This is a genomic window from Actinosynnema pretiosum (genome assembly GCF_002354875.1).
Lineage (GTDB): Bacteria > Actinomycetota > Actinomycetes > Mycobacteriales > Pseudonocardiaceae > Actinosynnema > Actinosynnema auranticum.
The window spans coordinates 5,507,747-5,520,366 of record NZ_CP023445.1; the positions used below are offsets into that span (position 1 = coordinate 5,507,747).

Annotated in this window: 7 protein-coding genes and 2 pseudogenes; 6 read left to right on the forward strand and 3 right to left on the reverse strand. The window is 73.9% G+C overall.

The window, feature by feature from the left end; translation table 11 throughout:
• Positions 1-64: 64 nt before the first annotated feature.
• A complete protein-coding gene (locus tag CNX65_RS23335; RefSeq protein ID WP_096495680.1) occupies positions 65-1,681 on the reverse strand; it encodes a succinic semialdehyde dehydrogenase in 1,617 nt (538 codons plus the stop codon).
• Positions 1,682-1,853: 172 nt separating this feature from the next.
• Here CNX65_RS23335 and CNX65_RS23340 point away from each other — a divergent pair, with 172 nt between their 5' ends.
• From CNX65_RS23340 to CNX65_RS23355, 4 genes and pseudogenes are all read left to right on the forward strand, one after another.
• Positions 1,854-3,065: an oxygenase MpaB family protein gene (locus CNX65_RS23340; RefSeq protein WP_096495681.1), complete on the forward strand. Its 1,212-nt coding sequence runs from the start codon at positions 1,854-1,856 to the stop codon at positions 3,063-3,065.
• Between the two features lie 172 nt (positions 3,066-3,237).
• Positions 3,238-4,341, forward strand: coding sequence for a serine hydrolase domain-containing protein (locus CNX65_RS23345; RefSeq protein ID WP_096497953.1), 1,104 nt, complete (start codon positions 3,238-3,240; stop codon positions 4,339-4,341).
• Positions 4,332-5,591 (forward strand): sensor histidine kinase, encoded by a 1,260-nt coding sequence (locus CNX65_RS23350; RefSeq protein WP_096495682.1) that lies wholly within the window; start codon positions 4,332-4,334, stop codon positions 5,589-5,591. Before CNX65_RS23345 ends, CNX65_RS23350 begins: the two co-directional genes overlap by 10 nt.
• Positions 5,579-6,184 (forward strand): annotated as a pseudogene (locus CNX65_RS23355) (response regulator); the annotation flags it as partial. The gene CNX65_RS23350 and the pseudogene CNX65_RS23355, both read left to right, overlap by 13 nt.
• Positions 6,185-6,229: 45 nt before the next feature.
• On the opposite strand, the pseudogene CNX65_RS23360 reads toward CNX65_RS23355, so the two are convergent.
• Positions 6,230-7,075, reverse strand: a pseudogene (locus CNX65_RS23360) (serine hydrolase domain-containing protein); the annotation flags it as partial.
• Between the two features lie 285 nt (positions 7,076-7,360).
• Positions 7,361-8,395, reverse strand: a complete 1,035-nt coding sequence (locus CNX65_RS36375) for a hypothetical protein (RefSeq protein ID WP_177154268.1) — start codon at positions 8,393-8,395, stop codon at positions 7,361-7,363.
• A 214-nt stretch (positions 8,396-8,609) separates the two neighbouring features.
• On the opposite strand from CNX65_RS36375, the gene CNX65_RS23365 reads away from it, so the two are divergent.
• Together CNX65_RS23365 and CNX65_RS23370 are read left to right on the forward strand one after the other, a co-directional pair.
• The gene (locus CNX65_RS23365; RefSeq protein WP_096495683.1) at positions 8,610-9,272 is read left to right on the forward strand and encodes a lytic polysaccharide monooxygenase auxiliary activity family 9 protein; all 663 of its coding nucleotides are present in this window, start codon (positions 8,610-8,612) and stop codon (positions 9,270-9,272) included.
• Between the two features lie 801 nt (positions 9,273-10,073).
• Positions 10,074-12,518, forward strand: a complete 2,445-nt coding sequence (locus CNX65_RS23370; protein ID WP_177154327.1) for a BTAD domain-containing putative transcriptional regulator — start codon at positions 10,074-10,076, stop codon at positions 12,516-12,518.
• The last annotated feature ends 102 nt before the right edge of the window (positions 12,519-12,620 follow it).

Sequence of the window (12,620 nt, forward strand, 5' to 3'; positions counted from 1 at the left end):
CGCGGTGCGGGGGAGGCGGGTCGGGGCTTCCCGGCCCGCCTCCCCTCAAGTCCGAAGAGGACGGTCAGCGCACTCGGAACCGCTTCAGCAGCGCCAGTTGCCGGTTGGTGCTGCGGATGAAGTCGGACACGGGCGCCTTCGGCGATGGCCCGAGGGGCCTCAGCCGCTGCTCGGCGATGGTCTGGCTCTCGGTGTACTTGCGGATGCCCTCGGCGCCGTGCCGCCTGCCGAGCCCGCTGTCCCCCATGCCGCCCATGCCCGCCTCGACGCTGCCCGCCGCCGCCATCGCGCCGTCGTTGACGTTGACCGACCCGGACCGGATGCGCAGCGCCATCCGCTGGGCCGTGCGGCTGTCGCGCGACCAGATCGACGCGGACAGCCCGTAGGTCCCCTGGTTGGCGAGCGCGACGGCCTCGTCGTCGGTGCGGAACGGGTAGAGCGAGAGCACCGGCCCGAACGTCTCCTCGCCGTGCACGGCCATGTCGCGCGTGACGCCCTCCAGCACGGTCGGCTCGTAGCACAGCGGCCCGACGTCCGGCCGCGCCCTGCCGCCCGCGAGCACGGTCGCGCCCTTGGCCACCGCGTCGCCCACGTGGGCCTCGACGGACGCGAGCTGGGCGGGTGAGACGAGCGGGCCGAGGTCCGAGGCGTAGTCGTAGCCCTGGCCGAGGCGGAGCGCGTTCGTCGCGCGCACGAGGGCGTCGCGGTAGGCGCCGTAGACCTCCTCGTGCACGTAGACGCGCTCGACGTGGACGCACATCTGCCCGCTGTTGGCGAAGGCGGCGGGGATGGTGCCCGCCACGGCGGCCTCCACGTCGGCGTCCGCGCGCACCACGAGCGGGTTCTTGCCGCCCAGCTCCAGCGACGCGCCGATGAGCCTGCGCGCGGCCCGCTCGGCGACCGCGCGGCCGGTCGCGGTGGAGCCGGTGAAGCAGACGAAGTCGACGTTGTCGACCAGCGCGGACCCCACCACCGGGCCGGAGCCGGTGACGATCTGCCACAGGTCGTCGGGAAGGCCGGCCTCGGCCATCAGCCGGCGCGTCCACAGCAGGGTGAGCGCGGTCTGCGAGTCGGCCTTGGAGACCACCGCGTTGCCCGCCACCAGCGCCGGGATCACGTCGCCGACGCCCAGGTACAGCGGGTAGTTCCACGGCGAGATGATCCCGACGACGCCCTTGGGCACGCGCACCTCCCTGACCTTGGTCAGCACGGGCACCATGCCGCGCACCCGCTTGGGCGCGAGGTAGTGCCGGGCGCGGCGGGCGTAGTGGCGGGCGATCGTGGCGACCTGGGCGACCTCCTGCCAGGCGTGGTAGCGGGCCTTGCCGGTCTCCCACTGGATCAGGTCGAGCACCTGGTCCTGGCGCGCCAGCAGCAGGTCGTGGAAGGCCAGGACGACCTCGGCGCGCAGCGCGAACGGGGTCCCGGCCCACGCGCGCTGGGCGTCGCGGGCGGTGACGACGGCGGACGCGACGTCCTCGGGCGCGCAGGCCGGGACGGTGGCGACCGGCGCCAGGTCGTAGGGCGCGGTGGCGGCGACCGGCTCGGGCGCGCCGCCGCCCCGCCGGGTCACGTCCCCGCGCACCAGCCCGCACCACCGGGCGACCACCTCGTCGGTGACCCAGGCGGGGCGCTCGCCCGTCGCCGCGTGCTCCGAGACCCGGCTCTGCTCCGTGCTCATGCGGACTCCTCCTGGGGTGGCGGACCGGTTCAGGCCCCCTTGCCGACCAGTGACGCGCGTCGCTATGTTAACGAAGAATCTCTCCACGGATCAAGGGAGAACGCCGCCGCTCCGCTCCCCCGCTACGCCGCTTGAGCGGCAAATTTGCCTATCGAGGAAGCTAGGTAAGTAAATGAGCGATCTCAGCAGAAGGCACATGCTGTCCCTCGGAGCCGCGCTCGGTCTGGTCGGCGTCGCGGGCGCGGTCCCCGCCTGGGCGTCGACCGCGGCGGGCACGGTGGGCGCGGCGGCGGGCGCCGACCCGTGGTGGGTGTGGGACGACGAGATCGACGGCATCATGGCGTCGGTCCTGCGCAACGGCCAGGTGCCCGCCGTCAACGCCGCCATCAGGACCTGGGTGAACAACAACGACCCGCTGCCCGCCGGTCTGCCGCCCGCGCTGTCCACCTGGCTGGGCAAGGTCAACGGCCTGCCCTCGTGGGCCGACCGGTCGAAGCTGCGCCTGGCGGCGGACTTCAACCGCCGCAAGGACACCTACCTGTTCATGCTCTACGGCCTGGGCAGCGGGATCATGAGCACGGTCATCCCGCGCGAGGCCAAGTCGGTGTACTGGTCGGCCGGTGGCGCGGACATGAAGGACCGCGCGGCCAAGACGTTCACCTTCGGCTACGACCTGAGCGAGCTGACCGCGTACGAGCCGTCCGGGCAGTTCCTGGTCACCTCCAACAAGACCCGCCTGGTGCACGCGGCGGTCCGGCACCTGCTGCCGCAGTCGGCGCGCTGGCGCGCGGTCGCCGACGAGCAGAACGGCATCCCGATCAGCAACGGGGACATCCTCGTCACGTTCCACAGCCTCGGCACCTACGTGCACCGCAAGCTGGTGGACTGGCGGGTGCCGATGACGGCGGCCGAGGAGGAGGCGTTCCTGCACATGTGGCAGGTCGCGATCCACATGCTCGGCGTGCGCGACGAGTTCATCCCCAAGTCGTGGGCCGAGGCGGAGGCGCAGTCGGGGCGGGTGCTGACCCCGATCATGGCCCCGTCCACCGAGGGCAGGGAGCTGGCGAAGGACCTGCTCGGGCTGACGGCGCAGATCGACCTCGGGGTGACGCGCGGGTTCCTCAACGAGTTCGTGCGGTACGCGCTCAGCCACGAGGTGGGCGACTGGCTGAACCTGCCGAGGGACTACGCGGCGGCGGCGCTGATCCGCACCGGGTGGCCCGCGTACATCGCGTTCCGCGAGGGCCTGCTGCCGGTGATGCCGGTGGGGTTCTACACGTTCGACCAGTTCATCCGGGCGATCGCGATGCTGTTCCTGAACAAGGGCAGCTCCGGCACGACCACCCTGATCACCATCCCCACCGGCAACCGGCCGGGGGCCTGAGCCGCCGTCCTGCCCGAACACCCGGCCGCCCGTCCGCCACGCCGTGGTGGGCGGGCGGTCTCACGGGGGTACGGCCTGCTGCACCCTGGATCGGTCAGCCAGCGGGATGGAACGCCGCTCTCCGCGTCGAGATGCTCGTGGCACAGGCGGAATCGATGTGGAGGAGACGACGATGCGGGTGCGGAGGGTGGTCGCGGCCGTGCTGGCGGCGGTGTGCGCCGGGGCTCTGGTGGGCGTGCCGCAGGCGAGCGCCGACGCGGAGCGCGGGAACGCCGTGCAGCGCGGGCTTGACGTGCTCGTGCGGGAGGACGGGTTCCCGTCGGCGCTCGCCGCCGTCCGCGAGCCGGGCGGGCGGACCAGGCACCACACCGCGTCCTCGGTGGGGCGGGTGCCGCGGAACGGGCAGGTGCGCCTCGGCAGCAACACCAAGACGTTCACCGCCGTGGTGGTGCTGCAACTGGTGGGCGAGGGCAGGCTCGGGCTGGACGACCAGGTCGACCGGCGCCTGCCGGGCATCGGGTTGGACGGGCGCGGGATCACCGTGCGGGACCTGCTCCAGCAGACCAGCGGGCTCGGCGACTACGACCAGGCGCTGCTCGGGGACCTGTTCGGCGCGCTGCACCGGCACTTCGAGCCGCGCGAGCTGGTGGACGCCGGGCTGGCCGAGCCGTCCGGGACCGAGCGCGGGCAGTGGGGGTACGCCAACACCAACTACGTGCTGGCCGGGCTGCTGGCGCAGCGGGTGACCGGGCGGCCGATCGGCGAGGAGATCACCAAGCGGGTGATCGAGAAGCTGGGGCTGCGGGACACCTACTGGCCCGCCGTGGGCGAGCAGCGCATCCGGGGCGCGCACCCGCGCGGGCACCTGGCGCTCAAGCGCGGGGACGCGTGGCAGGACGTGAGCGAGCTGGACACCTCGGCCGCGTGGTCCGCCGGGGCGCTGGTGGGCACGCCGACCGACCTGAACCGGTTCATGACCGGGCTGCTCGGCGGTGAGCTGCTGGCGCCCGAGCAGCTGACGCAGATGCGCACCACCGTGGACGCGCCGGGATTCGACCTCACCGGGAGGGCGCGCTACGGGCTCGGGCTCGGGACGCTGGCGCTGAGCTGCGGCGGCGAGGCGTGGACGCACGGCGGGCTGACGCCGGGGTACGCGGTCTACAACGCGGTGACCACGCGCGGGAAGGCCGCGACCGTCGCGGTCACCGGGCTGCCCAGGGACCTGGAGGACGTGCGGCACATGGAGTCCGCGCTGGACGCGGCGCTGTGCGCGTGATCGACCGCGCCGCCGCGCCCCGGTCCCGCTCGGGACCGGGGCGCGGTCTGCCGCGCGCCCCGGTCGACGGGCTCCGGTCGCTGCTGGGCGCGCTGGGCACGGCCGTCCCCGCCCTCGGGGTGCTGGTGCTCGCGCTCGTGGTGGCGGTGCTGTGCCTGGTGGGGCTGGGGATCCCGCTGGTGCCGCACGTCTCGCGGGCCGTGCGGGCGGTCGCGGACCGGGAGCGGGGGCGGTTGTCGCGCGCGGGGGCCGCGGTCGTGGAGGCCGAGCCGCTGCCGGGCGGGGTGGCGCCGTCCGTGCGGGCGACCGCGCGCGAGCTGGGGTGGGCGGCGTGGCACGGGACCTGCGGGCTGGCGCTGGCGGTCGGCGGGGTGGCGCTGCCGCTCAACGCGGTGCACGACCTGGCGTTCCCGCTGTACTGGGACGCGCTGCCGCCCGGTGAGATCACCGCGGCGATCGGCTTCCCGGCGGCGCACGACGGTCGGGAGGCGCTGCTGGTGTCCGGGATCGGGCTGGGGTGGGCGGTGCTGGCGCTGATCGCGCCGCCGGTGCTGGCCAGGGCGCACGCGGCGGTGGGGCGGGCGCTGCTCGGTCCGGCGCCGGGCGCGGACCTGGCGCTGCGGGTGATCCGGCTGACCGCCACGCGCGCGGCGGCGCTGGACGCGCACGCCGTGGAGCTGCGGCGGATCGAGCGGTCGCTGCACGACGGGGCGCAGAACCACCTGGTGGCGGTGAACCTGCTGGTGGGCGCGGCGAGGCGGGTGGTGCACCGCGATCCGGCGGCGGCCGACGCGGTGCTCGACCGGGCGCAGGAGGCCGCTGAGCAAGCGCTTGCCGAACTGCGGGCGGTGGTGCGGGCCATCCTGCCGCCGGTGCTGGACGACCGGACGCTGGACGACGCGGTCGCGGCGCTGGCGGCGAACTGCCCGGTGCCCTGCGCGGTCGTGTCGGACGTCCCGGCGCGCGGCGCGGCGTCCGTCGAGGCGACGGCGTGCTCCGTGGTGGCGGAGGCGTTGACGAACATCGCCAGGCACAGCGGCGCGCGGCGGGCCGAGGTGCGGATCGAGCAGCGGGAGGGGCGGTTGCGGGTGACGATCAGCGACGACGGGCGCGGCGGCGCGGACGCGCGGGGCGGCTCGGGGTTGGACGGCATCCGGCGGCGGGTCGAGGCGCACGACGGGGTGCTGCTGGTCAGCAGCCCGGTGGGCGGGCCGACGGCGGTGGGGGTGAGCCTGCCGTGCGGATCGTGATCGCCGAGGACGACTCGCTGCTGCGCGAGGGCCTGGCGCTGCTGCTGCGCGCCGAGGGCCTGGACGCGGTGGCCACCGCCGACCGCCCCGAGCCGTTCCTGGCGGCGGTGGACGGGCACCTGCCGGACGTGGCGATCGTGGACGTCCGGATGCCGCCCACGCACACCGACGAGGGCGTGCGGGCGGCCGTGGAGGCCAGGAGGCGCAGGCCGGGGCTGGCGGTGCTGGTGCTGTCGGCGTACGTGGAGCGCGCGTTCGCGGACGACCTGCTGGCGCAGGGCGGGGCGCGGCTGGGGTACCTGCTCAAGGAGCGGGTGGGGCGGGTGGAGGAGTTCATGGTGGCGCTGCGCCGGGTCGCGGGCGGCGGGACGGCCATCGACCCGGAGGTGGTGGCGCAGCTGGTGACGCGGTCGCGGGCGGACCGGCGGCTGGAGCGGCTGAGCCCGCGCGAGGGGGACGTGCTCGCGCTGATGGCGGAGGGCCTGGGCAACGGCGCGCTCGCGGAGCGGCTGGTGGTCACGGAGGGGGCCGTGCACAAGCACATCCGGATCCAGCACGTTGTTGACCGCCTCGACCTGCGCGTCGCCGTCCGGCAGCGCGGTCACCACCACGGTCGCCGCGCGGCCGTCCTCGGTGACCGCGTCGCGGGTCTCGTAGCCGTCGATGTCGCCGCCGTGGCCCCAGGCGTGGCCGCCGCAGCTCAGGTCGATCTTCATCAGGCCCAGCCCGCAGTGCCAGGTCGACGGGAACCTGTCGGCCTCGACGGTGCGCTGCATCCTGGCGAGCTGCTCGGGGGCGACCAGCCGCCCGCCGACGAGCGCGGCCAGGAACTCGTTGAGGTCGCTGGGGGACGCCACGAGGTTGCCCGCCGACCAGGCCCACGACGGGTCGAGGTCGCTGATGTCGGTGCGCGCGCCGTCCTCCACCACGTACCCGCGCGGGTGCGCCTCCCGGATGCGCTCCTCGCCGACGCCGGGCCAGCAGGTCTCGCGCAGGCCCAGCGGCTCGATGACGCGGCGGGTGATCTCCTCCCCCAGCGGGCGCCCGGTCACGCGCTGCACGAGCAGGCCGGCGAGGACGTAGTTCGTGTTGCTGTAGTGGGCCTTCTCGTTCTGCGGCGCGGTTCGCGGGCGCGCGAGCGCGACGTCGAGCAGCTCGTGCGGCTCGTAGTAGGTGTGCCGGATCGCGAGGACGTCGTCGGCGACGACGTCGGTGTGCTCCGGGATGCCGCTGGTGTGCTGGAGGAGCTGGTGGACGGCGATCCCGCGGCCGTCGAAGCCCTCGCCCCTGACCAGTCCGGGCAGGTAGGTCTCCACCGGGGCGTCGAGGTCCACCTCGCCCTCGGCGACCAGCTGCATGATCACGGCGCTGACGAACATCTTGCTGGCGCTGCCGATCCGGACCTGGCCGTCGACCGGGACGCGCTCCCCCGCGCGGGGCGCGAGGAAGCGGGTGCGGCCGTCGCGCTCGCGGACCGAGGCCATCGCGGACGGGAAGCCGTGCGCGGTGACCAGCCGCTCCAGGCCCTGGCGGACGGCGCGGTCGCTCTCGCGGGCCTCCTGGTCGGCGAGCGCGACGGGGGTGGCGCCTGCGGCGAGCGCGGTCGTCGCGACCAGCGCGCCGAGCAGGATTCGGTTGCGGGACAAGGGGTTTCCCCTCTCGATCGGCTTGTTCGACACCGCACAGCGTGCCGCGCGCGGCCGGTCGGTTCGATCCCGCAGGCGGGCCGGATCGCGGTAGTGCCTGCTGCACCGCGGGAGCAGAGGGGTTCAGCCGCGCGGGCTGTTGCGGCAGGCCTCGGCGCGGGTGCCCAGGAACGCCGAGCGCCTGGTCGGCCCGACGTGGTCCCACACCGGGGAGTCCGCCCGCCTGCCCAGCGCGCGGAACTGCTCGACGGCGTCGGCGTGCCCGCCGGTGCGCACCAGCGCCAGCGCCAGCGCGGCCCGGTGGTGGCGGGCGTCCGGCGCGTCGCCGCCGCCGTCGCGCAACCAGCCGGTGGTGGCGGAGATCGACGCGGCCACCGCGGGCTCGTCCCAGTGGCCCGCCTGGGCGGCCACCAGCAGGCGCAGCCAGGACAGCGACGGGGAGGAGTCGGCGGCCTGGTCGGCGAAGTCGAGCGCCTCCGGGTAGGAGTCGGCGGGGTAGAGCGCGGCGTCCGGCGCGGGCTCGGGGGCGCGGGCGCCCGGCGCCCGGCCGGTCAGGTGCGAGTCCCAGCGGTAGCGCAGCGCCAGCGCGTGGCCCGCGCGGTGCAGCGGGTCGCGGTCCAGGAGCTCTTTCCAGACGCGGGCGAACCTCTCCTCCGGCAGGCGCAGGCCGTGGACCACGGCGAGCTGCTGCGCCCACGGCGTCGGGTCGTCGGGGGCCAGCCGGGCGGCGTCACCGGCCCGGTCGCCTGCGGCCACCAGCGCGCGGCGGAACCCCCGGAGCCTGGTGGCCACCGGGACCGCGCGGTCGCGGCGCAGGACCTCGGCGTGGGCGATCAGCCAGCCGGTGTGGGCGGTGATCGCGTCCGGGGAGTGCGGCTGCTCCAGCAGCCAATCCTGCATCCAGTCGCCGTCGGCCTCGTCGGCGTGCGCGGCGAGCGCCTGCACCGCCTCCCAGCGGCGCTCCCAGTTCCAGCCGGTGGTGGCGAGCAGGCGGGACGCCGGGCGCCACGAGCCGTCCTCGGCCGCCTCGACGGCGGTGCGCAGGACGTCGTCCAGGAGGGGGCGGGCGGTGACCTCCGCGTCGTCCACCAGGCCCCTGCGGGCGGGCGCGTGCGGGGCGTGGCGCGCGAGCAGGCGGTGGAGGGCGGAACGGGCCATGGCAGGGTTCCTGGTTCGCCGAGCCGAGAGGTGCCCGGTGGACTGTAGTGGATCTTCCGACGCACCCCCGCCACCTGGGACGCGGAAAGAAAGCAACTTGATCACTCAGTGTTTCGTTGAAGTTTCGCTCTGTGACGGATAGGCTCGTCCGTACCCGCTGGGAGCGCTCCCAACATTCGCCGCCGCCACACCTACGGAGAATGGAGGATCAACCATGCGCATGCGAACCACCTCGGGGTCCGCGGCCAGACGGCGTGGCTTGATCGCGGTCGTCGTCAGCGTTCTCGCCTGCGTCTTCGTCGCCACGCCCTCGGCGTCCGCGCACGGCACGATCGTCGGCCCGGCCACCCGCGCCTACCAGTGCTGGCAGGACTGGGGTTCGCAGCACACGAACCCGGCCATGCAGCAGCAGGACCCCATGTGCTACCAGGCGTACCAGGCCAACGCCGACACCATGTGGAACTGGATGAGCGCGCTCCGGGACGGCCTGAAGGGCAACTTCCAGGCCGCCACCCCGGACGGGCAGCTGTGCAGCAACGCCCTGGCGCGCAACAACTCCCTGAACACGCCGGGCAAGTGGCGGACCACCAGCGTGGGCAGCAGCTTCACGATGCGGCTGCACGACCAGGCCAGCCACGGCGCGGACTACTTCAAGGTCTACGTGAGCAAGAACGGGTTCGACCCGGCCACGCAGCGCCTGGGCTGGGGCAACCTCGACCTCGTCGCGCAGACCGGGAAGTACGCGCCCGCCACGGACATCTCGTTCAACGTCCAGACCAACGGCAGCTACCGGGGGCACCACGTGGTGTTCACGATCTGGCAGGCCTCGCACCTGGACCAGGCCTACATGTGGTGCAGTGACGTGAACTTCGGCTAGACGCGCCACGAGCACGACCGACCAGCGCCCCGCCCCCGCGATGCCGGGGGCGGGGCGCTGGCGCGTCGGGGCCCAGGCGCCTCACCCGTTGGTCGCAGCCGGACGGGCTCGACGCCACCGGAGCGGGAGCGGCGCGGCGGAGAACCGGGTGAACGGGTGACCCGAATTCGCGAAAAATGCGGCCACAAGCGATCACGACAAGTAGCAGAACCCCGATTCTGGCTTACTGGGAAAATCCCACGACAACCCTGGTCGAGAGCTGCGTCAAATCCACCTTTCGGCGGCACCCGCGGTACTGCAAAAGGTAGGGGCGCAGCCACTCCGATGCGGATACCCGCACATGCCGCAACCTCGGCGAACCCCGGTTGGCCCAGTTGTCCGGACACGCCGGGTCACCACCCATATGCGATGTTTACGCACTTGGAAGCCCTACCGGCGGAGAATCGCGTAGTACGGCAAACGGTACGGGAACCTCCCCCGCCCAACCCGAAAGATCATTTGACTCCTCGCCTTCCCGAGAGCCCCTTGGGTAGGCTCAAGAGGACCGATAAATACCTCCGCACCCACCCCCGTGACCCTCCCGATATCGGAAACGGAACGGGCAGGTAAAAATTTCGGCCGACCACCCGAGCGAGCCGGACCATTACCTTCAGCAATAGCGGTATCAACCGATTCAATCGAGCGACCACCGCCCCTGGAACGCACCGCCGCCAGCGGCGTCACGGGACGTCCGCGCGTGGACGGCGCAGCGGCGGACAAGAGCAGAACCGGACCTGGGGGAATACCGAGATGTTCTTTAGGATGTTAGGGCCGCTGGAGGTCCTCGACGGCGACCGCGCGGTGGGCCTGGGCGGCACCCGGCAGCGGGCGACGCTGGGCTTCCTGCTGCTGCACCTGAACCGGGTGGTGGCCACCAGCCAGCTGCTCGGGGCCCTGTGGACCACCGAGGCCCCCGCGTCCTCGCGGAAGATACTGCAGAACGCGGTGTGGGGACTGCGCGGCGCCCTGTCGTCGTCGGGGCGCTCGCCGGAGTCGGCGACCCTGGTCACCCAGACCCCCGGCTACATGCTCAGCGTCGACCCGTCCAGGGTCGACCTGCACAGCTTCCACCAGCTGGCCGAGGAGGGGCAGACCAAGCTCGCCGCGCGCGAGTTCGAGGACGCCAGCCGGGTGCTGAACCGGGCGCTGGGCCTGTGGCGCGGGCCCGCGCTGGCCGACCTGGTGGAGACCGGGCTGGCCTGGTCGGAGCTGAGCGTGCTGCAGAACCTGCGGCTGGACGTGCTGGAGGACTACTTCGAGGCCGAGCTGTCCTGCGGGCGGCACCACGCGGTGCTGGGCGAGCTGGAGCGCACGGTGGAGGCCAACCCGGTGCGCGAGCGGGCCTGCGGGCAGCTGATGCTGGCCCTGTACCGGTGCGGGCGCCAGGCCGACGCGCTGACCGTGTTCAGCCGGGTCAGGGGCGCGCTGGTGGAGGAGCTGGGGCTGGAGCCGTGCCGCGAGCTGAAGTCGCTCCAGCACGCGATCCTCACCCACGACCAGACCCTCACCTACCCCCCGGCGGGGGCGCTCACCACGATCCCGGCGCAGGTCGGGCGGTCGGCGGAGGCCGAGCGGGGCGCGCGGGCGGTGGTGCTGCCCGGCTCGGGCCGCCCGGTGGCGCCCCTGGCGGGGCCGCACCTGGTCGTGCCGGGCGCGGTCGCGCTCTCCGGGGCGGCGACCGCGCTGGCCACGCCCGAGGCGCCCGCGCGACCGGCGCCGGACGGCGGCCAGGACGGGGACGAGCACGGGGACGGGCGCGCGAGGGCGGTCGAGGCCGCCCCCGTCGAGGTGGGCGGGGTCGACGGGCCGCCGCCGGACGACGAGCGGTTCCGGCCGTCGGTGGTGCCCGCGCAGCACCGGCACGTCAGCGTGCTCATGGTGCACAGCACGATCGAGCTCGACGACGACGCCAACCGGTTCGACGTGCTCGACGGCATCGCCGCCACCATCCGGGAGGGCGTCGAGTACTTCGGCGGCGTGGTGGCCGCCTGCATCGGGTCGGTGACGATGGCGCTGTTCGACGTGCCGCGCCGGATGGACAACAACGCCGAGCGGGCCGTGCGGGCGGCGCTGGCGATCCGGGACTGCCTGGCCCCCGAGCTCCAGTCGGTGGCGGGCGCGCGGGTGGTGGTGCGCTCGGCGGTGACCACCGGGGAGGCGCTGGTGCGCTACCAGAGCACCGAGCAGGGCGCGCAGCTGAGCGTGAACGGGCCGCCGGTGGAGGAGTGCCAGTCGGTGCTGCTGGGCGTGCCGGTCGGCGAGACCTGGGTGTCCGAGACCACCCGCCGGGAGACCGAGTTCACCGTGCTGTGCCACCAGGTGGTGACGCCGGTGCGGTTGTGGCAGGTCGAGGGGGTGCGGCCGGAGGCGTTCCCGCACCAGAGCGTGCCGGTGGTGGACCGGGAGCCGGAGCTGGAGCTGCTGCGCGGGCTGATGAACCGCACCCGGCACCGGACCTCCCCGTACCTGGTCACGGTGCTCGGCGAGGCCGGGGTGGGCAAGACGCGGTTCCTGGTGGAGTTCCAGCGGCGGATGGTCGGGCACCCGTCGACGGGGCAGTTCGTGCTCGCCCACGCCTGCTGGTCCGAGCAGGAGGCGGTGCGGGGGGTGCGGGCGGAGATCCTGGCCTCGTGCTGCGGGATCCAGCACCGCGACGACGTGGCGTCGGTGCGGGAGAAGCTGGGCGCCGCGGTGCGGCGGCACCTGCCGCCGGGGCGGGCGAACGAGGTGTTCGACGCGCTGCTGCCGCTGGTGGCGCGGGGTGTGGGGCCGTGCGGGGAGCTGGACGGGCCGTGGCGGGAGCTGATCGGGGCGGTGGCGCGCGACCGGGGCATGGTCATGGTGGTGGACGACCTGCACTGCGCGGGCGAGGAGCTGCTGTCGTTCGTGGAGGGCCTGGTCGACTCGTTCGGGCAGGTGCCGCTGCTGGTGATCACCGCGGCGCGGCCTGACCTGGTGGAGCGGCGGCCGGACTGGGGCGGCGGGCTGCGGCACGCCACCACGTTCACCCTGGACCCGCTGTCGGACGAGGCCATAGACCGGCTGCTGGAGCTGCTGCTGACCAGCTCCGACACCGAGGGGGAGCAGGGGGCGACGACCCCGCGCAACGGCAACGAGCTGGACGCCCGCCGCGAGCACATCCGGATGCTGCTGTGCCTGGACCGCCGGATGCTCACCGACACCTCGGCCCAGCTGCGCACGAGCTGAGCGCTTCCACCGCCGGGTAATCGGCGGCTCATCGGCCGGACACGCGCGGACCATTACCGCGTCGTGCCCGGCCGATTCTTCTGCGCTCGTTAGCATCGCCTC